Annotated in this window: 25 protein-coding genes and 1 rRNA gene; 6 read left to right on the forward strand and 20 right to left on the reverse strand. The window is 56.4% G+C overall.

Annotated elements, in window-relative coordinates; translation table 11 throughout:
* Positions 1-14 precede the first annotated feature (14 nt).
* Together A3L02_RS08895 and A3L02_RS08900 are read left to right on the forward strand one after the other, a co-directional pair.
* Positions 15-179: a class III signal peptide-containing protein gene (locus A3L02_RS08895; RefSeq protein WP_088863571.1), complete on the forward strand. Its 165-nt coding sequence runs from the start codon at positions 15-17 to the stop codon at positions 177-179.
* Between the two features lie 9 nt (positions 180-188).
* Positions 189-1,406 carry an A24 family peptidase C-terminal domain-containing protein gene (locus A3L02_RS08900; RefSeq protein WP_088863572.1) on the forward strand — a complete coding sequence of 406 codons (1,218 nt, stop codon included), beginning with the start codon at positions 189-191 and terminating at the stop codon, positions 1,404-1,406.
* Positions 1,407-1,545: 139 nt separating this feature from the next.
* Here A3L02_RS08900 and A3L02_RS08905 read toward each other — a convergent pair whose 3' ends face one another.
* The 16 genes from A3L02_RS08905 to A3L02_RS08980 all read right to left on the reverse strand — a co-directional run bounded on the left by A3L02_RS08905 (position 1,546) and on the right by A3L02_RS08980 (position 16,358).
* Positions 1,546-2,181, reverse strand: coding sequence for an HAD-IB family phosphatase (locus tag A3L02_RS08905; protein ID WP_088863573.1), 636 nt, complete (start codon positions 2,179-2,181; stop codon positions 1,546-1,548).
* Between the two features lie 39 nt (positions 2,182-2,220).
* Positions 2,221-2,874 (reverse strand): protein-L-isoaspartate(D-aspartate) O-methyltransferase, encoded by a 654-nt coding sequence (locus A3L02_RS08910; RefSeq protein WP_088863574.1) that lies wholly within the window; start codon positions 2,872-2,874, stop codon positions 2,221-2,223.
* Between the two features lie 48 nt (positions 2,875-2,922).
* Positions 2,923-4,884 carry a COG1470 family protein gene (locus tag A3L02_RS08915; protein ID WP_088863575.1) on the reverse strand — a complete coding sequence of 654 codons (1,962 nt, stop codon included), beginning with the start codon at positions 4,882-4,884 and terminating at the stop codon, positions 2,923-2,925.
* Positions 4,881-6,611 (reverse strand): archaellar assembly protein FlaJ, encoded by a 1,731-nt coding sequence (gene flaJ, locus A3L02_RS08920; RefSeq protein WP_088863576.1) that lies wholly within the window; start codon positions 6,609-6,611, stop codon positions 4,881-4,883. Before flaJ ends, A3L02_RS08915 begins: the two co-directional genes overlap by 4 nt.
* A gap of 12 nt (positions 6,612-6,623) precedes the next feature.
* Positions 6,624-8,267 (reverse strand): type II/IV secretion system ATPase subunit, encoded by a 1,644-nt coding sequence (locus A3L02_RS08925; RefSeq protein WP_088863577.1) that lies wholly within the window; start codon positions 8,265-8,267, stop codon positions 6,624-6,626.
* 1 nt (position 8,268) lies between these two features.
* Complete coding sequence (locus A3L02_RS08930) at positions 8,269-8,967, reverse strand: ATPase domain-containing protein (RefSeq protein ID WP_088863578.1); 699 nt, start codon at positions 8,965-8,967, stop codon at positions 8,269-8,271.
* Between the two features lie 51 nt (positions 8,968-9,018).
* Positions 9,019-9,498, reverse strand: a complete 480-nt coding sequence (locus tag A3L02_RS08935) for a flagellar protein G (RefSeq protein WP_088863579.1) — start codon at positions 9,496-9,498, stop codon at positions 9,019-9,021.
* Entirely contained in the window at positions 9,498-9,971 is a 474-nt protein-coding gene (locus tag A3L02_RS08940) for a flagellar protein (RefSeq protein ID WP_088863580.1), read from the reverse strand. Before A3L02_RS08940 ends, A3L02_RS08935 begins: the two co-directional genes overlap by 1 nt.
* A 32-nt stretch (positions 9,972-10,003) precedes the next feature.
* The gene (locus A3L02_RS08945; protein ID WP_088863581.1) at positions 10,004-11,434 is read right to left on the reverse strand and encodes a FlaD/FlaE family flagellar protein; all 1,431 of its coding nucleotides are present in this window, start codon (positions 11,432-11,434) and stop codon (positions 10,004-10,006) included.
* Between the two features lie 3 nt (positions 11,435-11,437).
* A complete protein-coding gene (locus tag A3L02_RS08950; protein ID WP_088863582.1) occupies positions 11,438-11,914 on the reverse strand; it encodes a flagella accessory protein C in 477 nt (158 codons plus the stop codon).
* Positions 11,915-11,927: 13 nt separating this feature from the next.
* Positions 11,928-12,716 carry a flagellin gene (locus A3L02_RS08955; protein WP_088863583.1) on the reverse strand — a complete coding sequence of 263 codons (789 nt, stop codon included), beginning with the start codon at positions 12,714-12,716 and terminating at the stop codon, positions 11,928-11,930.
* A 9-nt stretch (positions 12,717-12,725) separates the two neighbouring features.
* Entirely contained in the window at positions 12,726-13,388 is a 663-nt protein-coding gene (locus A3L02_RS08960) for a flagellin (protein ID WP_088863584.1), read from the reverse strand.
* A gap of 54 nt (positions 13,389-13,442) precedes the next feature.
* Complete coding sequence (locus A3L02_RS08965; RefSeq protein WP_088863585.1) at positions 13,443-14,150, reverse strand: flagellin; 708 nt, start codon at positions 14,148-14,150, stop codon at positions 13,443-13,445.
* A gap of 10 nt (positions 14,151-14,160) precedes the next feature.
* A complete protein-coding gene (locus A3L02_RS08970; protein WP_088863586.1) occupies positions 14,161-14,844 on the reverse strand; it encodes a flagellin in 684 nt (227 codons plus the stop codon).
* A 221-nt stretch (positions 14,845-15,065) separates the two neighbouring features.
* Complete coding sequence (locus tag A3L02_RS08975) at positions 15,066-16,019, reverse strand: class I SAM-dependent methyltransferase (RefSeq protein WP_088863587.1); 954 nt, start codon at positions 16,017-16,019, stop codon at positions 15,066-15,068.
* A gap of 9 nt (positions 16,020-16,028) precedes the next feature.
* Positions 16,029-16,358, reverse strand: coding sequence for a helix-turn-helix domain-containing protein (locus A3L02_RS08980; protein ID WP_088863588.1), 330 nt, complete (start codon positions 16,356-16,358; stop codon positions 16,029-16,031).
* A 342-nt stretch (positions 16,359-16,700) separates the two neighbouring features.
* Here A3L02_RS08980 and A3L02_RS08985 point away from each other — a divergent pair, with 342 nt between their 5' ends.
* Entirely contained in the window at positions 16,701-17,783 is a 1,083-nt protein-coding gene (locus A3L02_RS08985; protein ID WP_237268601.1) for a coiled-coil domain-containing protein, read from the forward strand.
* 38 nt (positions 17,784-17,821) lie between these two features.
* Here A3L02_RS08985 and A3L02_RS08990 read toward each other — a convergent pair whose 3' ends face one another.
* Positions 17,822-19,123 carry an outer membrane protein assembly factor BamB family protein gene (locus tag A3L02_RS08990; protein WP_088863878.1) on the reverse strand — a complete coding sequence of 434 codons (1,302 nt, stop codon included), beginning with the start codon at positions 19,121-19,123 and terminating at the stop codon, positions 17,822-17,824.
* Positions 19,124-19,192: 69 nt separating this feature from the next.
* Here A3L02_RS08990 and A3L02_RS08995 point away from each other — a divergent pair, with 69 nt between their 5' ends.
* The gene (locus tag A3L02_RS08995) at positions 19,193-19,945 is read left to right on the forward strand and encodes a PH0542 domain-containing protein (protein ID WP_088863589.1); all 753 of its coding nucleotides are present in this window, start codon (positions 19,193-19,195) and stop codon (positions 19,943-19,945) included.
* On the opposite strand, the gene A3L02_RS09000 is transcribed toward A3L02_RS08995, so the two are convergent.
* Together A3L02_RS09000 and rrf are read right to left on the reverse strand one after the other, a co-directional pair.
* A complete protein-coding gene (locus A3L02_RS09000; protein WP_088863590.1) occupies positions 19,910-20,995 on the reverse strand; it encodes a hypothetical protein in 1,086 nt (361 codons plus the stop codon). The two genes, A3L02_RS08995 and A3L02_RS09000, sit on opposite strands and share 36 nt — an antisense overlap.
* Positions 20,996-21,069: 74 nt before the next feature.
* Positions 21,070-21,191 (reverse strand): 5S ribosomal RNA (gene rrf / locus A3L02_RS09005).
* A 53-nt stretch (positions 21,192-21,244) separates the two neighbouring features.
* Between rrf and A3L02_RS09010 the strand changes: the two genes are divergently transcribed.
* Complete coding sequence (locus A3L02_RS09010) at positions 21,245-22,759, forward strand: hypothetical protein (protein WP_237268602.1); 1,515 nt, start codon at positions 21,245-21,247, stop codon at positions 22,757-22,759.
* Between the two features lie 4 nt (positions 22,760-22,763).
* Entirely contained in the window at positions 22,764-23,180 is a 417-nt protein-coding gene (locus tag A3L02_RS09015; RefSeq protein WP_088863592.1) for a ribonuclease P protein component 4, read from the forward strand.
* Here A3L02_RS09015 and A3L02_RS09020 read toward each other — a convergent pair.
* Positions 23,162-23,743 carry a cyclase family protein gene (locus A3L02_RS09020; RefSeq protein ID WP_088863593.1) on the reverse strand — a complete coding sequence of 194 codons (582 nt, stop codon included), beginning with the start codon at positions 23,741-23,743 and terminating at the stop codon, positions 23,162-23,164. The genes A3L02_RS09015 and A3L02_RS09020 overlap by 19 nt on opposite strands.
* Between the last annotated feature and the right edge of the window lie 76 nt (positions 23,744-23,819).

Consider the following 23,819-nt stretch of genomic DNA (forward strand, 5'->3'; position numbering starts at 1 on the left):
CTTAGGTGTGAGAGATGAGGCGTGCCCAGGGAGCGATTGAGTACCTCTTCATGCTGGCGGCTGTTCTTGTTCTGGTCCTCATAGCGGCCAGGGTAGTCCTTAACAGCACCAAGAACGTCAACGAAGGAATATCAAACTACGTAACGGAGATCAGAAAGGAGATCCTTGAAAATCTGTGAGGTGGAATCATGGATTACGTCCCCCTCCTCCTCGGGGTTATTATGGGTGCCGTTACCTCATATACGGATATAAAAACGGGTTTCATCTTCGACAACCACGTCTTTCCAACGCTCACCCTCATAGGGAAACTCCTCGGATGGGGGGAGGAAGAGGAGGAAGATGACCTCCCGCGCTGGGTTTCAAAGCTGATAATACCCGCCGTTGAGATCGGGATAATCTACCACCTCTACCTCGGGATTCGGGAAGGGAATCCTCTAATGGCCGCATCCGGATTTATCGGGCTCGTATTGGGCTTTTTCCTCGGTCTGCTCCTCTACTACATGGGTGCCTGGGCGAGCGGCGACGCCGTGGTACTCGCCGGGTTTTCCGCGATTCTGCCCTACGCACCTCCAACAGCGTCCGTTGTGGCCCCATACGCCCTGAACTATCCCCTTTACCCACTGGCAATACTGCTCAACAGCATCATAGCGATATTCCCTTTCATCTTCATCTACGCCCTCGGGGTGCTCCTGATCCGGAAGAAGTTCAGGGAGTTAACGGCAATATTCACGGAGGGGGCGAGGCTCACCCTTGAGGTGTCCCTCTGGACGATGGCCGCCCTCGGCCTCAGGCTGGTAATCTACAAGGCGATGGGGTTCTCGATAACCGGTCTCTGGTCGTGGCTCTTCGTAATCGCCGTGATATCCATTTTCGGAAAGTTCAGGATGGTCGGGGACGCGGTAGGGCTCCTTGTCCTTGCGTACGTGGTTTACCTCGAGCCCGCACCAGCGACGTGGGCGTTTCTCAGGCTCCTCGCCGTCCTGTACACCTTCAAGGTCTTCTTCTCCCTCGTGAAGTTCATGCGCGTCAATGTTCTGATGGAGGAGGTTCCGGTGGAGAAACTGAGGGAGTGGGACATCCTCGGGGAAACCATCTTCGAGGGGGACGGTGAGGTCCTCAGGGACAGAACCGACTCGTTCACGAGGATAAAGAACGCACTCTTGACCCTCGACCTGCGCTCCCTCCATCCGGACTACGGGAGGGTCATAGCATCTTCGACCGCCGAGGGGCTGACGGAGGAACAGATAGCCGAGCTGAAGCGCCTCGTCGAAGAGGGAAGGCTCGAGAACAGGTTTCTGAGAAAGAAGTCGATGCCCTTCGCCCCCGCCCTCTTCATTGGCTTCCTGATAAGCTACTTCTGGGGCGATATCTTCTGGTGGATAGAGCTCAAGCTCGCGGGCGCTTGAGAAAGGGATTTAAGGTCAAACTCGAAACCCCTAACGGCCCGGCGTCTGCCCGCCCCGGGGAGGATGAACCGGGGATTCCTGTCGGGCCGACAGGGGGATGACGAGCTTTTGCTTTGCCGAACCGTGACGAGCACGCCCTTCACCGACCCCCTTCCTCCAAGAGTCCCTGGATTATCTCCTTTACCTCCCACAGGCTCTCGACGTTGTGGTCGCCCTCAACGCCCTCGTGCGGGTTTATCGCTATGCTCACGTCGGCCTCCCTGAACATGCTGATATCGTTGTAGCCGTCGCCGACCGCCACCGTCAGCTCGGGTTTGAGCTCTTCCTTAAGCCCCCGCAGGATCTTTCCCTTGCCCTCGAAGTCCACCGCCGGGTTCACCTTCCCGGTCACGACGCCGTTTTCGTCGAAGATGAGCTCGTTGGCGAAGACGTAATCGACGCCGAGCTCCTTCGCTATTCTCCCGGCAAGGCACATGAGCCCGCTCGACAGTATGGCCATCCTGAAATCGTTCTCCCGGAGGAACTCGATGAGCTCCCGGGCGCCGTCCATGTACCCCACCGAGTCGGCCCACTCCATTATCTCCTCCTTCGTGTGCCCCCGCCAGAGGGAGGCGTCGAGCTCGGCCCACCTCGCGTAGTCTATCTTGCCGGAGAAGAAGAGGTCGGCGTACTCCCTCCCCGTATCCCACGTTCCAAAGCGCTTGTGGAGTTCAACCCAGCTCGATACGGATTTTACCAGCGTTCCCTCGAGGTCGAAGGCGATGAGCCTTACCATACCACCACCGGAGAAGGGAGCGAGGGAACCCTTAAAAGCCTACTCCTTCCAGCCGTGTTCCCCGATGAGGGGCACGAAGGCAACGCCTCCCCAGCTCCTCTTCCTTACCTTTCCTTCCCCCGTCTTCTCGACCACGTAGAGGTCCTGCCAGAAGTGGTAGCTTCCAACGGGGATTATGAGCCTGCCTCCGGTTTTCAACTGCTCCACGAGGGGTTCAGGGACCTTTGGGGCCCCGGCGGTGACTATTATCCTGTCGTAGGGAGCCTTGGGTGGGAAGCCCCTGCTCCCGTCCCCGGGGATGACGTGAACGTTTTTGACGCCGGCCCTCTCGAGGTTTTCCCTCGCGAACTCGACGAGCTCGGGAATCCTCTCGATGGTATAGACGTCCGTCTTCACGAGCTCCGCTATCAGGGCCGCGTTCCACCCGCTTCCGGTCCCGACCTCGAGGACGTTCATGCCCTCCTCAAGTTCGGCGAGCTCGAGCATTATCGCCACCATGTGGGGCGCGCTCACCGTCTGACCCGCGGGAATCGGAAGGGGCTCTTCAAGGTGGGCGTACTTTTTATAGCGTTCCTGAACGAAGAGGTAGCGTGGATACCTGAGAAAGGCCCGTTCGACCCCTTCACTTCGGATTATCCCTTCCCTCCTGAGTCTCTCCACGGTGCGACGCCAGAGAAAATCGGCGTCCTCCATGGACCTCACCGAAAGAAAGTTGTGAAAAAGAGGGTATTAAAGTTACCCTCAGCCCTTCCGGGCCTGGTACCAGGCAAAGGTTATGATGACGAGGACGCCCAGAACAAAGCCCAGGACGCTCCATAGGACCTTTGAGGACACCGGCGTGTAGGGAACGGGACTAATGCTGGTGGTCACGGAAGTTTTCGTCTTCGTCTCGGTTTTGGTTTCCGTGTGCGTCGTCGTGTGGGTCTCCGTTACGGTCGCGGTGCCGTTGCAGGGGGCCGTGGTGGTCTCCGTGACTGTGACCGGGGTCTCGTTTTTAGGGGAAGTTGGCGGGGTGGCTACGTGTAGGCTGAGAGCACTCGAGTTCACGACGCCGAGCGGTGTCTCGACCCTGAAGTCCAGTTCCTTTGTTCCCTCCATGTAGGGGATCACCCTCAGGCTGAGGGTGGCGTTTTCGCCGGGAAGAAGGGAGAGGGGGGCGATCATGAGGTTTCCGGCGGAGGAAAATACGCCATTTGGCTCAACGGCAACACCCTGGGGCAGGCTCACGGTGAGGTTCGCGGGAACAGAAACGTCCCCGGTGTTGGTCACCGTAATGTTGACCACGAGGGGGCGGTATATCAGAGTCCGATTGGATGACTCAACCCTCAGCCCGTAGGAGACCCTGGAGGGCTCAACGTTAACCCGGAGGTCGTTTGAGCGGAAGTTCAAAACGGTGTACCCACCGCACGCCAGTTCGAAGGGGGCGACCGCCTTGGCCTCAACGTGCCCCAGCGTGAGGTTTCCGGAGCGGTGCGGGAGGAGCTCAACCTGAAGGGTCTTTTCCTCATCGGGTTTGATCTTCGAAAGGAGCCAGCTACCCTTTGATATAAGCTCGACATCGCCCGCCGGGACGAATTTCAGGGAAACGTTTGAGAGATCCACGGTGCCGGTGTTCTTAACCCTCACACTCACGGTCATCGGGGCGTACTGCTTGCCGCCTTCCGAGGAAACGCTTATCAGGAGATTGGCCACCTTGTCAACGCGGGGTATTCTGGCCTCGTCCACGAGGGCGAAGAAAGTCGCGGTTCCGTCGGTTGTTACGCTCTCAAGCCCCACGGCAACGCCGCCGTAGTAGAGAAGGGTAGAAACGGAGGCGGTCGAAAGCCTGGCACTGCTCAACACCTTACCGCAAGGGTTGCGGAGTGATACGGTGGCCCCCTCAAAGTAATCCTCGTATTTGAGTACGTAGGGTCCGACTTTCTGGGTCTGTCCGGGAGAAAGCGTGAAGGTCATATCTGGAACCCTCTCAACGTCAACGGAGGCGCCGATGAAGTTAACCACGACCTTGGCGTAATCCACGCCTGCCAGGTCCTCAACCTTGACGTGGAAGACCCCCACGTCGGCCTCCTTCCCGACCTCAACCGGATACGTGTCGTTCTTGTAGGTGAAAATAACGGTCTCCACAAGCCCACCCGTTGTGTTCTCAACGGTGGCGTTTGAGAAGGTGAGGGTGTAACCGTAGGCACTAACGTTCCCTCCCCGCTTGAGGTATCCATCGAAGACCTTGGGGTACGCCGACACCCTAACGTGGACGTTTTTGAAGGTGAAATCCGACGAGGTGAAGTCCTTTGATTGGTTGCCCTTGCTCACCCTCAGCTTTGCCCCCGAACTGCCGATGGAGAGTAGCGAGATCCTGTAGTCCCCAAAGGTGATGTTCTGGCCGGGGAAAACGTAGGAGAAGTTGACTTTGAGGAGCACGAGCGACTCACTGTTGACGAGGAGGCGGAGGTAGGTGAGCGTAGTCCGGCCGAAGGTCAGGTTTTGCCCAGGTTTAAGGATGAGGGTGCTCGAGGAACTGCCGTTACTCAGAACCATCATCAGTGAACCGTCATCGAGGGAGACGTCCCTCAGTTCGATGGTGGTCTTTCCGAGGGTTATAAAGCCCGGGACACCGATCCAGCCACCGAAGGAGGAGGCACTCACCCCACCGGCCAGTGAAAGGGTGAAAATAATCATCACGGCGATGCCCCATAGCTTCCTCACGGTACCACCCCCAGGAGGTGGAGGATGATCTGAGCGGCTTCCCCCGTGGTGTTCAGTCCCATCATCCTCGCCATGAGGGTCTGTCCAAGGTACATCCCCACGGCGAATATCCAGGAGAGTATCACGAAGTACCTCACACTGCCAAGTATGTGGCCTCCATCGGCCAGCTTGATGACCACCGCCGAGAGGAGGGAGTGTAGCACCATCATGGCGAGCATCAGGTAGGCGAGGAACCTCATTCCCGAGGGTGGAATGACGTGGATTAGTTCGCCTATGTACTCAGTGGATATATTCATCTGGGAGAACATCTGGGTTATCGAAACCGCCACCTGAAACGAGGCCGCCAGGGAGAAGGCGAAGGCCCCTGTGAGGCCGTAGATGATGCCAACGAAGCTCGATATGCTCTGCTGTCTCTTCCTCCTCAGGCGGACCAGCCTCTCGAAGTTCCTGCTTATTACCAGGCCAACGTAATCGGGCTCGGCACCCATGCGGAGGCTCTCACGGAATATCTCCGAGAAGATTCCAACGAGCCAGCTTCCCGTTCCTGCTATGAAGAAGTCCCAGGCCCTGTCCCTGTCAACGCGGATGGCGAGGCGGCGGTAGAGGGCCTTGATATCGTCGGTGAGGGAACCGAAATCGTGGGCGCTGAGGTACTTAAGGACGAGGACGAGCGAGGCACCGCTCGCGGCGAGGGATGAGCTGAGACTCCTGATGAAGGCCGGGAAGTTCTCGTCCTTCCTGAATATTGATCTTTCTTCGTTATTGACGACGTGGCCCAGGTAGAAAAACGGGGTCAGGACCCCGGCAAGGATGAAGGGTTCCGGAATCGAGTAACGCGACCTCAGAACGGCCACGTAGAGTAGGGCCACGATTAGACTACCCAGCGCGGAGTGCATCGCCGCCTTTTTTACCCTCTTCCGGCGCGGGTCCTCTATCCCCCTGCTCTCAGCCCATAGAGGATCCTCCGGCATTCTGAACTTAACGACAAGGAGTATCCCTATCTCAGAGGCGAGGATCATCGCGATCGCGTAGAGACCCATAGTGCCCAGGTCCATCCCGGTGATTATCGGTCCGATGATGACGAAGGAAGCTATGAACACGACGGAGATGATTATGGACTCGTATATCTCCTTGAAGACGTCGAGGTCGTAGAGCGCGCCCTCATAGAAGGTCTGATAGTCGTCCATAACCGTCTGTTGTTCCTGAAAGAGGTACTCCTTCAGGTCAACACCGCTGTCGAGGGAATAGGCCAGCCTGTCGAGGAAGTCAGAGAATATAACACTCGGGCTTCTCCTCGCGAGGAAACGAAAGGCCTCGGGCATTGAGAGGTGGAGTTTGTTGACTATCGTGTGGATCTTCCTCAGCTCGTTCGCTATGGCGCCGAGCTTGGGATCGCGCGCGAGTACCGCGATGAGGTCGGCACGGCCCATCTCGCTCGTGGACAGAACCGCGAAGTACGTTATGAAGTACGGCATCTTCGAGTTTATCGATATCTTCTTTGAATCGGCCACGATGTAAGGATAAGCGGCGGCGTAGACGAGAAGGGTTATCGGGATCAAAAACAGAAGAGTCTTAACGGCTCTGGACATGGGAAAGATGGCCCCTATGACACCAACTACGAGGAAGAGAACTGCCGAGAGGGCCATGTATGGCAGGAGCACCTTCTTTAGATAGGTCATCATGTCGAGGTCTGCCTTGGTGAAGATGCTGATCTTCTCCGCCTTCATGGCCCAACCCCCTCAGATCCTAAAGCTCAGTCCCTCAATGCCGCGCTGGTAGAACGCCTTGATCTCCCTGTAAACGTCCCAGTAGTTCGTTATACCGAGCTCGACCATCCTCTGGAGGATCCTCGCACGCAGGAACAGCTCGTTGTAGATTTCCTTAGGATCCTCATAGCCCGCTATCTCGGCTATCTTCCGCTCAAGGATGTACGAGTTGTTGAAACCGCGGAAGATGTGCCTGTCCCCCACTGGGTCCCACTCGAAGACGTTCCTCGTGGCCACACCACCGAGTTCCTCGTAGTAACCCTCTATCTCAACGACACTGACGGTCCTCCTGAGGAACTTGCCCTTGAGGTAAACGGCCTGCTGGAAGACGGCTATGTTGAGGTTGTCGATGAAGGTTATCGGGACGTTGATCGGATGCCCCGTGAAACGCTGTATCATCTTCTTGATATCTCCGGCGTGGAAGGTGCTCATAACAGGGTGGCCCGTCTGCATGGCCTGGAACGCGATGGCACCCTCGGCACCACGGATCTCACCGACGATGATGTAGTTGGGCCTCGAACGGAGCGCCGCCTTCAGGAGGTCAAAGAGCGTGACCCTGCTCTCTTCCGGTCCGCGCTCACGGGTTATGAGACGCTGCCATACAGGATGCGGAACGTGGACCTCCGGCGTGTCCTCAGCACTGTATATCTTCGAGCCGGGCTTTATGAACGGGATGATCGAGTTGAGGAGGGTGGTCTTACCTGAGGCAGTCTCACCGCAGACGAAGACGCTCATGCCGTACTCGAGGGCTATCCAGAGGTAGGCCGCAACCTCGGCGCTAAGGGTTCCCCACCCTATGAGCTGGGTGATGCTTATCGGGGTCGCCGCGAACTTACGGATGGTTGCGCTCGGTCCCTTGATGGATATATCGGGTGAGTAGATTATGTTGATACGGGAACCGTCGGGCAGGGCACCGTCAACTATCGGCGTCCTGTCGCTAACCGGCCTTCCGATGCGCTCCGCCATGTTCTTAAAGTAATCCGCCAGCTTGATGTCGTCGCCGAAGGTTATGTTGGTCTGCATCATCTCGAATATCTTGTGGACGAGGGAAACGTTGTTGGCGCCTATGATGTGGATGTCCTCAATGTACGGGTCTCTGGCCAGGGGCTCGAGGGGGCCGATTCCGATGATGTCGCGCTTGATGAGGTAGCGGAACTTCTCCATCTCGTTCTTGGTGATGCTGAACTTCTGTCCCTTCCCGAAGAGCCCCCCGCCCTTACCCGACTTGACGAGGGCCAGCACGGCCTCATCGAAGAGGGCATCGAGGAAGCGTTCAAACTCCTCCTGCTCCTCTGGTATGTCCTTCGACGGTGCCATCTCGAGTATCTTGTCTCTGATCATGTTGTACTTCTGCTCTTCTTCCACACTCTGGATGCGGGGCTCTATGACTATGTACTTCTTTTCGGCGGTGGCGGGGTCGGTGAAGATGTGAACGAATATGGGGTCGCCTACCGGGTAGAGTATGTTGGGGTAGGGAATGTCCTTCATGTCCCTGCTGAGCTGGGCGTGAAACTCCGGTAGCTTACCGTATCTGCGCCTGAACTGATCGACGTACCTCCTGAGGTGGGGGTTTCTCGCCATCGCATCATCGAGGGTGTCGTTGAACGCCTGCGCCATATCACACCACCGCCGCGATTTCTACTATCAGACCGGCCTTCGGTTCCACACGGAAGGGAATAATCTTCTGAAACACGCCCTTCGCGTTGTTGTACTTGACTATGGTGGCCGAGTTCTTGAGGTCACCGCCGAAGACCTTAACGCTGAGCCTGATCAGCATGCTGGACGCTTCCTCGAGTAGGAAGAGGGAATCCCTGTCGACCTCCTCTGTGTTGGCGGTTAGTATTATCACCTTATCAAGGGAGGCCATCCTCTTCACGTACAGGAGGAAGTCCCGGACTGCCTTCGGATCCTGCTCGCGGGAGAGGAGGGATGAAAATGAGTCGATGATCATGATATTGGGCTCCCAGAGGCGAGGCTCCCCGAAGAGCCTGCTAAAAAATTTCCTCTTCTCGCTCACGCCGGTTAGTAGGGGATATAGGGAGACGAACATGAGCTTCTTCCTGATTAGAAAAGGGATCACGCTGTAACCGATGGATTCCATCTGCTTTATGTACTCCACGGTGGTGTACTGACTCGAGATGTAGCTGGCGGTGTAACCGTTCATGAGGAAACCGTAGAGGAGGCGCTGGACGAACACGGACTTACCCGTACCCCTGTCGCCCTCGATGAGCATGATGGTGCCCGCGGGGATGCCACCCCCAAGACGTCTGTGGAGCTCATCGCCCTTGAGTGCAATCTTCAGGACTTCCTCGACCAAGATGACCACCACCGTCTCACGTTATTTTACCCAAAGATGATGCTACAGGAACTACGGGGCCTTGAAGACCAGGCTGCGTTTCTTACCGTTCTCGAGGACCACCGTGATGGTGTAGTACTGACCGGATGTAAGTTTCGTGCCCCGCGTAACGTTCACTATCCCGACCTGATACGGGTTGAGGGCCGTTATCGCCTTCCCGGATACGTCCGTGAATGTAAGGTTGGAGGGCGGAACTATTTCCCCGTTGATGAACACCTGAACCGCATTGGCGGTGAACGGGATGGGCTCCTTCCCGATGTTCTTTATGTAAAACGTGTAATTGTACGGCCCGGTTCCGCTCACGGGAATGTTGTTTGGGTCGTTTATTATGGCGAAGTCGGTCCTGAGCTGATTTGCCAGTGTTGCACCCCTGTCGTTCATGCCGTGGGCTATGTCCGTGGTAACGTAAGCCAGCGCGCCGGCCACGCTACCGGCGATGATAACGGCCACGATGAACATGATGAGTTCGCTCGCTGGCCCTCCTGCCGCCATCAGCTCACCTCCGTCGGACACTGGGTTGAAATACCCGTCACATCATAGACCGAGTTGGTTGAATTGTAATAATAAGTCATCCCCCATATACATCCATTGTCAAAGGCAAGGACTAAAGTGTTAGTGGCACCGCTTTCATCGGCTCCCCCTTTGACCGTGATTGTGTAGTTATTATTGGGTATCAGGTAACCAAGGTCAACGGATGACACGTAAGTTCCGTTGTGGAGCACGACAACGTTTCCGCTGATGGTCTGACCGAGATATTCAAAAGTTATGATCACATCGGTGGAATTGTAGAGAAAACCTAAAAGCTCAACATCGAAATGAAGCTGTGAAAGCCTGAGCGAGTACCAGTCCTCACGGGCGGCCTGTACACTGGAGTAGCTGTTGTCCCAGGCAGTGTAGAGGGTGCTGGCGGCTATCAAAAAAGAAATGAAGATTATGGCCGCACTCGCCGATACGCTGAACCCCATTGGCCGCCCCCCTCTCCCTGAACTCCTGCACCTCAGATACCGTAGAACTCATCGAGGGTCTTTTCGAGCACCTTGATCTCGCGTTCGAGCCTGTCAAGGACGTCCCTGTTTATCTTGAGCCCCCTGAGCCGCTCAATGAAGAGCAGGCTTATGAGGTGGTCCTGGACGGTGAGCTTCTCGGCCGGCTTCCACTCGGGATCCCTGTGGTGCGGTCTGGTGCCCTTCGCGTAGCGCATGAGCTGGTTGAGAACCTCCTCGCTTATCCAGCCTATCTCGTAGTAGAACTCGAGCACCTTCTCAAGGTTCTGGATGCCGACCCTGTCGATGATGAACCCGAGCCACTTGAGGGCTATCATGGTGGAGATGATGTCATCGGGAAGCTTCTCAAGGCGGGCCTTCTTCGGCTCCTCCTCAAAGAGCAGGCTTGCAATTTCCTCCGGTAGCTGAACTTTCTCGGCCATTCCGACACCTCCTTCTTTGGCTTCTTCAGGGGCCATTTCAACACCACCTTTTTCCTCTTCAACCTCATGAACGGGAACCTCTTCAATCGAAACTTCCTCCACCTCGGGGGCGGCCTCAACCTCCCCGGCGACTTCTTCCTGCGGAACCTCTTCGGGGACTTCCTCCACCAGAACCTCCTCGGGAAGTTCCTCCACGGCCTCAACCTCTTCAGGCGGGACCTCGGCCTCCCCCGCCTCAAAGGCTTTCTCCTCTGGGGCGGGGAGTTCCTCAACCTCTTCGGCGGGCGTTTCGACCTCTTCTACTTCGGGGGGGACCTCCTCGGTGGGAACTTCAACTTCTTCTTCGACGGCCGGAACCTCTGCCTCCTCAGCTGGGGTCTCCGCCGCAGCCCGAGCTTCCTCAATGGCCTGCTCAGCGGCCTCGAGTTCTTCTTTACTGACTTCCTCGCCTGCTTCTATCCTGCTATGGAGCTCCTCCAGCTTCTTCTGCGCTTCCTCGAGTTTCTCGGCCGCTGTCTTAACTCCAACCTTTCCCGCAAGCTCATCGACCTTCTTGTGAAGCTCCTCGAGCTTTTCGGTGAGTTCTTCGGGAACCTCCTCTTCCTTCTCCTCCTTTTCCTCAAGGAACTCCTCGAGTTTTCCGATTTTCTCATGAACCTCCTCAACCTTCTGGGAAACCTTCTCTGCCTTCTTCTCCTGAACCTCCAGCTTCGCGGACTCGAGGGTCTCAACGAGTCTACTCAGCTGAAGGCTCAGGTTGGTGAGCCTCTCACCCAGCTCATCGACGCGCTTACTTATCTGTTCGTACTTCGTGGCCTGGCTCCCGTAGGTGTCGAGGATCCGTTGGACTATCTTCTCGAGCTGTTCGTAGGTGAGGCTGTCCTTGCGCGCCATGAGCTTCTCGCGAAGGTCGTTGATGATGACCGTTGGAACCTTGCCCTTGAGCTCCGCGAGCTTGGCGTTGATGTCTGCCTCTGTGACGAGCCTGTTAACCTCCTCCATGCCTCACACCTCCGCAAGCACCTCGTAGATTATCGAGTCAAGGTCGACCCCATACCCTGAGAGTACCTTGATGTCGTTCTTTATCTGTGCTATCTCCAGCTTCAAGTCTTCCAGTTCCTTCTTGAGCTCGTTTATCTCGTTGGCGAGCGGGTTTTCCTGAGCGGTCTGGTCCTTGAAGGGGTTTATCTCCTGGCTGATGACCTCGTAGAGCATCATGACGTCCTTGATGGTCTTGTCGAGCCTGTCGATGTCGTCGCGGAGCTCCTGCATCTGCTTCTTTATCGTGTCTATGCTTATCTTTATCCTCGGGATGTCGTTCTCTATCTCGTTTATACGCTCCATGATCTGAGTTAGCTGCTCGTTCTCCTCCCTGTTCTCGACGTTCTCTTCAAGTTCTTCTTCCAGGACCGGCTCCTCCTGAGGGGGGGCTTCCTCCTTCGGCTTCTTCTTGAACAAAGACGAAAGGAAGTCAAGGGCCATGGGAGCCACCCCCTCACTGGAGCTCCATCAGGTTGTTAGTGTAGGTACTCGGTGTGGTGAAGTCGATGACTCCACCCGCGCCGTTCTCGGGTATGACCTTACCTGTGACCTTGGTGTTGGGCGGGAGACCGTAGCCGTTGGCAACGTTGTTGTCATCGTCAAAGGGTATCGTCCAGAGGGCTATGGCCGCTTTGTCGCCCCAGCTGAGAACCGGATGTTCTGGGCTTCCGTTGAGGCTCCCGTCATCGTCGGCGACGGCGATGATGCCGAAGAATATCCTCGGGGTTGCGTTCGTGTTGTAGTAGTACAGGTTCTTCCACAGGGCCGTTAGGTTGGCGGTGGCGTCCTGGGGTATGCCGGCGAGATTACTAACACCACCTGTCGCGTTCTCACCGACGTCGGCGAATACGTTGCTCACGTCACCGTAGTAGAGGAAGTAGCTCGCATCAATGCCGTTGTCCCTGCTTGGGTCGTAGTACCTGTAGACCGCCATCCTCCTGCCGTCGCTGAGGACGATCCTGACGTGGGCGAGGTCTATGCCGCCGGAGCCGGCGTTGGGGGCGACGTAAATCACCATCCTCGTTACGTTACCGCTTCCAGGTGGGTCTGCGGGGGTGTAACCGTAGACGTTCATCACCTGTATTCCGCTGGCGACCTGCTGGGTCGTCTCCCTGCCGGTGGCCATCGCCTTCTGCTGGAGGTAGCCCGAGGTGCTTATGAGCACCCCCGCGGCCACAGCCGCCACGAGCACCATTGCTATGAAAACGATGAGCGTTCCAATACCTATGGCACCGCGTCTCATGCTATCACCTCACTGGAGCACCATCACGTTGTGGTTGTACGTCGCGGGGGTGGTGAAGTCTATAACTCCCGCGGCGCCCACCTCGGGTATGACCTTACCGACCATCTTGGTCGCAGGGCCTATTCCCTTCTCGCTCCCGTTACCGAACACCGTGGTCTTTATGAGGAGCGCCACCATGTCCCCCCACTCGAGGCTCGGGTGCCTGGCGTCCATCTCGCTGGCACCGTCCTGGATAACCGCCACCGCGAAGTTGGTCTCGGCAAAGCTGGCGTTGTTCCACACCATGCTGCTTATGCTCGTGCCGTTGAAGAGGTCGTCCACGACGCCCGTGTAAAGGATCCCGCTGTAGTTGTAGACGACGAGCTTCATCCCGTCGCTCAGGACTATCTTGACGTTGCTCAGGTCGACGCCCTCGTTTCCGGAGTTGGGGGCCACGAATATCGCCATCCTGCTTATCGTCCCCTTGCTCGGCGGGGTAGCGTTGGTGTAGCCGTACACGTTGACGACCTTGAGACCGCTCGCAACCTCCTGCGTGGTCTGCCTTCCAGCGGCCTGGGCCTTCTGCTGGAGGTATCCGGCCGTACCTATGATTACCCCTGCCGCCACTGCCGCCACGAGCACCATTGCGATGAAGACTATCAGCGTGCCGATGCCTATTGCCCCTCTACGCATAGCACCACCTCCTGAAAGTTTTCAAAAAACGAAAGATGAGAGAAGCGGTGGGGGTCACTGGAGCTCCATGACGCTCTGGGTGTAGGTCGATGGGGTGGTGAACTCGATGACGCCCGGCGCGCCGAACTCGGGGACGACCTGCCCGCTGATCTTGGTGTTGGGCGGGATACCACCTGAGAACACGTTGGCGGTGTTGACCGCGAGCACCACTATGTCACCCTTGGTGAGGGTCGGGTACTGGTACTGAACACTATTGTCGGCATCCTGAAGGACTATGATACCGAAATCCGTGGGGCCAAGGGCGCTCCAGTTTATTGTGCTGTCCGGAGTAGTGGTATCATTAGTAGTATCATCCTCAAAGATATTTGAGGTGGGGCCAATGGCATAGGTATCGGCGCTGAGGTTGTTTAGTTGATAGAGCTTGTACTTAAGGGTGGCCTCTGTGGTGCCATCCTTCAGTATTAGGGTAACCTTCCTCAGGTCAATCCCCGAGCTCCCGGCGTTTGGGGTAACGTAGATGGCGAGCTTTTCGATGTTACCATAGGCACCGCCGCTCTGGGGGGCGTACCCAACGACGCTCGTGACCTGTATTCCGCTGGCGACCTGCTGGGTCGTCTCCCTGCCCGTGCTGGAGGCCTTCTGCTGCAGGAAGCCGCTGGTGTTTATGAGCACTGCCGCGGCAACAGCCGCGACAAGCACCATGGCTATGAAAACTATAAGGGTGCCGATACCAACCGCACCCTTCCTCCTCCTACCGAACATTCACACCACCTCACTGCAGGTCCATAACGGACTCGGTGTAGGTGCTTGGGGTAACGAACTCTATGACACCCGGGGCACCGAACTCCGGAACGACTTCTCCGCTGATCTTCTCGCCTGGGCCTATCCCTGCGCCGAAGACACCATTGTCTGAGCCAAGGTCTCCGACGAGGAGCGTGAGAACGGCGAGGTCCCCCTTGTTGAGGGTCGGGTGCTCCGACGTCAGGGAGCCGTCAGCGTCCTGAAGTACTATGATACCGAACTCTCTGGTAGTATTTCCTGCCAGACTAGCCCAAGCGGCAAGTGAGACATTGAAGATGTCACTGACAACCGTACTCGTGAAAGCCGCGTGGGTGGGGTCGTACTTAAGAATGGCCTCGGTACTCTCATTTTTCAGAATGATTTTTGTATTGCTGAGGTCTATGCCGGAGCTTCCGGCGTTCGGGGTAACGTAGATGGCAAGCTGCTGAATGTACTGAGTGGTGGGGAGGCCATTAGCCTTACCTACGACCCTCTCGACCTGTATTCCGCTGGCGACCTGCTGGGTCGTCTCCCTGCCCGTGCTGGAGGCCTTCTGCTGCAGGAAGCCGCTGGTGTTTATGAGCACTGCCGCGGCAACAGCCGCGACAAGCACCATGGCTATGAAAACTATAAGGGTGCCAATACCCACGGCACCTCTCCTGGTCCTGACCTTCATTCTCCATGCACCCCCTGGGGTTGTTTGCGTAGGGAGTTACGTTACACAAATATAAAGCCCTTTTTTGTTCTTAGTAGTGTAGGAGGTTATGTAGGTACACATGTAGGTACCCGGGAGAAGATCCAATGAAGGATGGAAGACGGGAGATGGATAATAAATCGAAAAAACATCATTGGAAACGGTCCAAAACCAGGCAATAAAAGCGGGAACAAAAACAAAGGTCACATCTTTTTAACCACCAGCATGCTCCTCGCCGGCCGGTCTATCTCGACGTCGAAGCCCTCCCTCAGGATGGCGTCCTTAACCTCCCGAGCCGATGGGAAGCCTATGAAGTCCCTGTTGAGGGCCTCGAAGAACTCCAGGGCAGGGACGTGCTGGAAGGCATCCACAAAGGGCTCGAGGATAACCATCCTGCCGCCCGACTTGAGGGCTTCCATGGCGCGCTTGAGAACCTCTGGAACGTCATCGACGTACTCGAGGACGAAACTGAGGAAAACAACGTCGTACTCGTTAATGGGCCGTATGAGCTTCGCGTCCATCTCCTTGAGCTCCACGGGCAGGTTCTTGCTTTCAACGCGTGCGCGGGCTATCTCAAGGAGCGCCGGGGAGTAATCCACGCCGAGGTAGTATCCGTTGTATCCCACCGCCTCCCCGAACTGGAACGGGGAATACGATCCACAGCCAACGTCGAGAACGTGCATTCCGGGCCTGAGGTCGGCAACCCGGGCCATGGCCTTGCGGTAGAGACGGGAGAACCCGGTACTCATGCGTATGTCCCAGAAGTCGGCGTCCTTGTCGAAGTCCATGAGAACGTGGGGATGGACGGGGGTTATCAAGGCGTAGTCCACCATGCGGTAGATCTCCTCCTGAACGGAAATCCAGTCCGGAACGAGGAGGTCGTACCTTTCGTCGGGAACGTTGATGGTGTGCGAGAAGCCGTTGAGGTACAGCCTACCGTTCTTCTCCTCCACTATCCTGAGGTTCTTCAGGGTGTCCACGAAACTAAGGAGAAGGCGCCTGTTGGGGAGGCCCACTGCATCCACCAGCTCCTGAACCGTCGGTTCCTTTGCGAGGATGGGGAACACGCCGTGCTTGGTTCCGAGGCCGATAACCTCAAGCACCGCAAACTTAACCATCTGTTCAATGTTGACATCGACAGCGACTATTGGGTCCATACTATCACCTCACATGAACCTCCTGTAATAACGGTAATATTCCTTAAGGTAATCAACCACCCTCTTCCCGTAGTCCGTCAGGCGGTAGTACTTGAAACCGTTGTTGGAGACCTCCTCGACGAGGCCGAGGTACACGAGAGAGCTCTCGCCGTTGTAACGGTTACCAAGACCTACCAGGGCCCCCCTGACGTTCGATGGATCGGAACCGACCACCCTCGCTATCTCCGATAGGTAGGTGGCGGATGGGTATATCTCGCTCAGGTACATCAGTATCTTCTTCCTCAGCTCGCTTCGGTGAATGGAACGCAACACCTGCGGATCAATGATAACCGCTTTCATGTCTCATCCCCCTGCCCGTGCTTTAGCTTCAGCGCCTCTGATTATAACTGTCGGCCGCTGAAGTCATGGAAGGTTAACCCGTGATGTCCAACTTTAACCACGTATAGTATGTTCGAATAATATATAACGTTTTTGGTTGAATTATGGGGAAACTCCATTGATAATGATTTTAAATTGTAGAATTTTCATTCAGAACTTGAACAAAATATGCTTTAAAACCAGTCCTGCAAGGGTATGGATAATTTCCAATTGGTTGTTCGACTTCCGTCCGCGTCCATGCAGTGGGGGGCATAAAGTCTAAATACTATAACATCGCAGATTGTTCAGCTGAAACCGGGTGACATGGAGATGATAATCGAGCTCGCCGTTACCGCGGGAATCGCCGTGATTCTGGTGTACTACGTCAGGGACGTAACCAGGAAAGTCCTGGCCAAACACTTTGAACTCAGGGAAGAGCTCGGCGAGCTTGAATCCCGATTTTCGAACCTGAAGAACGAGCTGGAATCGGAAATATGGGATGTCAAGTCAAGTGTATCCTCGGGAGAAAGAGGGGTGAGGGACGAGGTCAACAAAAACCTCAGGGAGATCGAGGAAAAACTCAAAAAACTGGAGAGTTCCCTCAGGGACCTTCAGAAATTTGAAACGAAGGCGAACTACGAACTCGGAAGCATTAAACTTGAAGTGGAGAAAACCAACCGGCGTGTTGATTCCATCGAGGAGAAACTGGAAAAAACAGGGGACGTTTTGAAGGAAGAGCTCAAGGATGAACTGCTCTCGGAACTCAAGGAGGAGATAGAGCACCTCGAGGAGGCCATAGAACGGAGGAAGCAAACGGAAGTCGAGGAATTTCTTGAGGTGATAAAAGCCGCGGTGACACTCCAACCGGAGAAGCTCAGCTCGGGCATGGCGGAGGCCAAGAGGGCGTTGTTATCGCTGAGGGATATAGCCAAGGTCTACGTTCTCACGGGACGCGGACAGAGGGAGTTCAGGGAGCTCAAGGCTAACCTCGTGGAACTCCTGAAGAATCTGCGCAAGCTCGCCATAGTCTCCATTCCTGACGAGAACGTCTACGCGGCGTTCAACGACATAATAGTTAAAGTCAAGAGGCTCGATATACCGATGAGGGTTGAGAGGGACGGGAGGGAGAGGGAGCTCAACCCAGAGAAGAGCTTTATCCGGATCCATAAGATAGTATACGAGCTCGCCGGTGAACTCGACAGGATAGCAGATGAACTGCAGGAGCCCATACCAGTCACTCCGGTTGAGAAGGAGTTCTACGAGAAGTTACGGCGGCAATTCGAAGAACTGGAAAAGCTGGAGGAACAGGTACGGCGGCTCATACTTAAACTAAACACTGAAAAAGAAACCATCCCGAGGGAAGAGAATGAAAGCCTTGAGGACATACTTAGAGACCTCGGCCTATGATGCGACTGACCTTTGGGGTTTATCCAAATCTGAATGAATTAACGGAGAGTCCAACGCCTTCCCCTCAGCAGGAGCGGTATCATAGCCAACCCGATTACGATGGCTGGACCGCAGATCCCTTTCTTCTCGGCACCCTCTCTGGCGAGTTTCTGGATATCTATGACGTAGAAGTTCGAGCTGGCCGTTCCGACAACCGCCACGTTTCCCTCAACCGCTATGCTCCTGACGTAGCCGATATCCTTAACCACCCCCAGAATCCCCCCTGTTTTCGCATCGAGGGCGTAGAGCGAACCCTGGGTGTAAACCACAGTTGTCCCGTTCTGTTGCCTGCTCTCAAACCTGCCGATGCCGACGAGGAGGGTACCGTTGACGTACCTGACGACCTTGACCCTGGAGGGAAAACTCTGGTTCCAGAGCACGCTTCCGGTCTTCGGGTCGACGGCCGCGAGGACACCGTGGCCTTTCCCCATACCACCGACGTAGATCCTGCCGTCAGCCGTCTCGATGTCCTCCGTGTAGAAGAGCTCCTTTTTCCATATTACCTCTCCGGAGGGGTCGATGCGGTAGAGGTAACCCTCTGAGGTTCCTTCGCCGGTTCCAGCGATGACGTCGTTCTCGAAGAGCTCCATGTCCCTGACCCACTGGCCGGTTTTAACCGTCCAGGAGAGCGTTCCGTTGGGCAGGACACCATAGACGTAGCCGAACTGCCCCGGTCCAACGTAACCGGACGGAAAGCCCGCCCCGACGTAGATTATTCTCCTCCCAACGCGGACCCGGCTCACGAGGCTTGTGAAGTTCAGAACCCAGCCCTTCAGAACTACTCCGTCGTCGGTTACCTCACCCCTGTACAGGTGCCCCACGTACGTAACGCTACCGTTATCCGTGAAGAAGTCGCCATCGACGGCGTAAACGTTGCTTCCCTCGATTTGAAAATCGTAAAGCTTGTTGGCTGTCAGGTTCCTTGAGACGAACCTGCCGTTTCCGTCGAACGTTACGAAGCCACCGACGGTTCCGGCGATAATCCTTCCATCCGGGAGGGGGTACAGCCCCATCACGTAGCCCGAGTCGTTCTCCCAAAGGCGCGTTCCGTTCGAGGAGTAGGCGGCCAGCCGGCCAAGGTAGTATATCCCTATCATTCCGCTTGAGTTGGCCAGCTGTCTGTAGGAGCAACCGGCGTACACCCTGCCGTCGTTGACTGCAACCGCCTCTATGCTCTTCTGGTACTGGACATCCCCACAGACGGTGCCCTTCCACATTATTGGACTTCCATCGGCTACCACGGTTCCCAGAACTGAAAGGGTCAGTGTTAGCAGCAGAATCACCGAAATTGTCCGTTTCATTGCTTACCCCCGTGGGGTTAAGTGAAAAGCTTATATAAAACTTTGGCGGTATTTTACACAGGTGGTCGAATGGAGGAAGAGGGAGAGCTGGACCTCAGGGAGGCACTGGCCACGGGGGAGCACATCGACGAGATCGCCGTGCGGGCCACCCTCGACAGGGACTTTCTGAAAGAGGTGCTCAAGTACCTCGACGATGACCTGTGGATAGTTCAAAAGAACGCCCTCAGAGTCGTCGTTGAGGCAATACAGGAGATACCCGAGCTCCACGAGTCCTTCATAACCAAACTGATGGTCATGCTGAGAAAGAGCGAGTCAATACCCCTTACACAGGAGATAGCGAGGGCCTTTGGCGTGCTCGCCGAGGTCAACCCCGAGAAGGTCGCGAAGGTTGCCCCGGCCATATTCGCCAACTACCGGGTTGGCGACCCGAAGATAAAGGTCAACATGGCCTACGTCCTCGAGGAGATAATGCGCGTGAACCCGACCATTCTTGGGAACGTGTTCCGGGACATCGGTTACATGCTCACCTCGAAGGACACCACCGACAAGCTCACCGCCCTCAACTTCATCTCGGCACTCGGGGAGAGGGGGATCATATACATCACGCCTTTCCTGCCGAAGCTGTTTGCCCTCCTTCACGACAGGAACGAGATAGTCAGGGCGAGCACCGTTGAGACGCTTACCCACGTGGCAGAGCTCAACCCAAAGCTGAGGAAGTTAATCCTCTCAAAACTCGAGGAGATGAACGACGGAAGCGAGCTCGTCGCAAAGAAGGTCAGGGAAGGGTTAAACAAGCTCATTATCCTCGAGGGAAGTGGCTGAGGTTTCTTCCGGCTCTTTGACCTTGCCCTCCGTTGATCCCTCAAGCCTCTCCTGGAGGAGGGTCTTCAGGGCTTCCTTCAGCTTCTCATTCTCGTTCCTGAGCCTGGCGTTTTCCCGACGGATATCCTCGATCTCGCTGAGGATGCCCTTAATCTCACTCAAGGCACCCTCAAACTTTGACTTCGGAACGAACTGGGTTTTCAGGATGGTAAGGGCCCCGTCGACGTCCTTTGCCCCGGTTAGGGAGAGGAGCTCCTTCCGAACGCGGTCCATCTCCGTTAGTTTCGCCTCGTAATCGGAGATCCTCCTGCTCAGGGCGTTGATGCGCTTCGAAGTTTCCTTGTAGGCCGCCAGTTTGCGCTTGAGATCCTGGATCTCCCGCTCCCTCTCGGCCAGTTCCTTCTTCAGGTCTTCCAGTTCCTTGGCCGCAGAACGGAGGCGTACGTTCTCGACGACGAGCTCTTCGTAGTGCCTCTGGATCTCCAGGAGGGTCTTTGAGAGGTCAACGCTGACCCCGAGGGTGCTCCTCTTGAGTTCCTCCTCAAATTCCTTAAGGCGATCCTCAACGTAGGCCCTGATGAAATCGTCCATCCTCTTGCTGTAGTGTTCCTCGACCCGCCTGAGGATCTCCCCGGAGAGCCTCTCCATGCGTTCTTCCATCTCGTTAAGCTTTGGAACCAGACTCTCAACGCTGTCCAGAAACAGGGTCCGCCTTTCAAGTTCGGTCAGCTTGCTCTCAAGCTCCTTGATGCGCTTATCCATTGAATGAGTGGTCTCCCTGTGCGAGGTGCTCAGCTCGTCAAACTTCCCGTTGAGGGTCTCAATTCGTTCCGCAAGCATCTCCCGGCTAATTCTAAGCTCGCGGATCGTGGCGGCTATCGCCTCCAAGGCCAGAAGGGAGTAGTCCCCGATGTCCTCTGACTCGGGAATCGAGGACTTAACCCTGTCCCAGTCGGGAAGCGTTTTGAACTCGTCGATGATACCCGGGTGATGGGCTTTGATGTACTCCCAGTTGATCCCCGGTCTCTTCGATTTCTTGAGCATGAACATCTACCATAAAAATGTCTCCGGAGAAATTTAAATAGCTTTTGTGTAGGTGATTACTCCAGAAAGAGTAATGTAGTGGCCGGCGGCGTCCCCGGCTTCCCGCCCCCTCCCGGAGGGCAGTACAACCGGGATCGCTGGCGGGCTTAACTTCCGGGGTCGAAACGAGACCGGGTGTGACCCCGCCGCTATGACCGCCGTACCGTTCTATACCTCCCGCGGTGCATTTATAAATCTTACGGTGGATGGAGGGAGATGATGGAGAGGGAGATACTCGAACTGCTGAGACTGGAGCGTATCAGGGAACCGCTCAGCCCCGGAAAGAGACTCAGGGAGTTCCAAATGAGGCTCCAGAAGTTCAAAAACGGTGAGGAAGTGGAGGTAGCGGGTTTTCTCATAGGCAGAAGGCCACCCGGCGCCCCCCGAGACGCCCTCTACTACATCCTCTCTCCCCTTCCGCCGTCGGAGCTTTCCTCGCTTGGAAAGCGGGAATTCCGCACCTACCTTGTCATAAGGATAACCGAAAGGACGGAGATCTCCGGGAGGGCGAGGCCGGGGAGCTACGTCCTGGTTAAGGGTACCATCGACGCCTACCCCTGGGGGAACCTGAGGGTCGTTCACGCGGGCTCCATCGAGGGAAGGGACTACTCAGAGTACTGGAAGGACTACCGCGGGTTCGCCCTCAGCAGGCGGGAGGTCCTCGACCTCTTCGAGAGAACTGTTTACCTGCGCGACGACATGAGAAACGCCCTAATTTACTCGATCTACGGCGTCCCGTTCATACCGGGAAAAAGTTGGGGTGAGGGCTTCGAGTTCACCACCTTTAAATACGGGGAGAACTCTGACCTACTGGCCCTCTGGAAGGCCCTGAAGTACCTCTACTCAAGCCTCCCCTGGGAGGTTCGCCGCACCAGGCAGAGGATAATGGAGGTGGACGACCCGTTTTTGGGGCTGGATTTCAGGCTCGGGAACCCCAACGGGAGCGATATGAAATACTACACCCCCCCGACCAAGAGGGGACTCGTCCACCTTCCCTCGGACGTGGAGAGGGACTTAGAGGGCAAGAGGGTTATCGGCCTCCTTCCGAAGAACGTTGATGCAAACCCCCTCGACAGGATGGCCCGGCTCTCGGAGACCCCCTTCGTTCTTCTGCCCTCTGAGGAGAGGCCCTACTTCGAGAAGAACCGCGAGTTCCTCCAGCTCATCCCGAACCTCCTCGTCACGATTTTCACGCGGAGGGAAAAGTTGGCCGTCCTCGACAGAAAGAAGACCCTCCCCCTCGAAGAGGAGTTCCTGAGGTGGCTCCGGGAATTCAGGGATGACTACGGGGACCCGTTCAGGGCCCTGACGGCGCCAAGCGGCCCGATGAACGTTGGACTGAGAATTGAGCTGGGGAAGAGGCTCTTCGGTTCGATAGTGAGGTTCAACGGGAGAATCACCAGAAAGGCCGCGAGGGACGTCAGGTTGATAAACGAGGCCATCGTGAACGACTGGATGGTCGTCCTGAAGGATCACCCCTCGGAGATGATGAGGCTCCTGAGGGAGTACCGGATGTACGTTCCCGGAACACTCAAGGCCGGAAGGGCGCTCGAGGTTCTTCACGACCTCGCCTCCGTGAGCCCCTCGGGGGAGGTAACCCGGGAGGACTTCATCCGTGAACTGATAAGGGACGGCTTCTCCAAGGGCGAGGCCCTGGAGCTACTCGAGAAGTTCCTGGCCGGGGGCTACGTCTACGAGCCGTTCCCCGGAAAACTCAAGCCGATAGGGTGATACGATGTCCAAGAGGTTCATCCGCCAGAAGGAGCAGAGGGAGAAGCGTAAAATCGCCCGCGAGAGGATAGACGTTCTCTTCACCCTCGCCGAGCGAGTCTTTCCGTACGAGCCCGAGCTGGCCAACCGCTACGTCGGGATAGCCCTCGCGGTCCAGCAGAAAGCTAAGATAAGGATGCCGCGGAAGTGGAAGCGTCGTTACTGCAGGAAGTGCCACTCCTTCCTCGTCCCGGGGAAAAACGCCCGGGTGAGGCTCAGGGATAAGCCGTATCCCCACGTCGTCGTCAAGTGCCTCGAGTGCGGGCACGTCATGAGGTACCCGTACCTGAAGGAACAGAGGGAGAGGAGAAGGAAGTCCCTCGAGGAGAGAGCAAGCGGAAAAACCGACGCTGAGGAAAGCTCTCACTCGGAATCGGAATGAACGACCGCCACCGCCCTGACGGGACTGCCGGAGCCGCCCTCTATCCTGAGGGGAAACGCGATGAAGGTGAAGGTTCTACCGATGAGTCGCTCGAGGTTGGCGAGGTTCTCGAAGACCGGCACCTCCTCGCTCAGGAGTATCCTGTGAACCGCGTCGTCGCCGATGCTCATCACGTCGGTGCCAACAGCCTTGGCCCCCTCAGCGACCAGGAACAGCGCCACCTCGGGCGAGAGTTCCCTTCCCCCCGTTAGAAACAGGACGATCCTGTTGAGGTAGCCGCTATCCGGGACCTCGTCGAGTTTAACGCTTCCCTCGCCCTCCCTCACGTCGATCACGAACGCCTCCCCGATGAACTTCTCGAGGGGCATCTCGTCAACCGTCTTTCCGCCGGGGACGAAGTGGGCAGGTGCATCGACGTGCGTCCCCGAGTGCTCGCCGAGCTTGAGGACGTTCAGGTAGTAGCCGTCCCTATCGATGAAGGCCCAGGGCCTGATGCTCACCGGCGGGTCGTCCGGGTAGACGGGGGTTTCCTCGGAGAGGGGAACGGAGAGGTCGACTATCATGGGAACACCGAAGGCTCTACACCGTTCACCCTAAAAACCTTTCCGAACTTCGGGGCAATGAAGCAGGGCCTTTGAA

The sequence above is a fragment of the Thermococcus celer Vu 13 = JCM 8558 genome (assembly GCF_002214365.1).
GTDB lineage: Archaea > Methanobacteriota_B > Thermococci > Thermococcales > Thermococcaceae > Thermococcus > Thermococcus celer.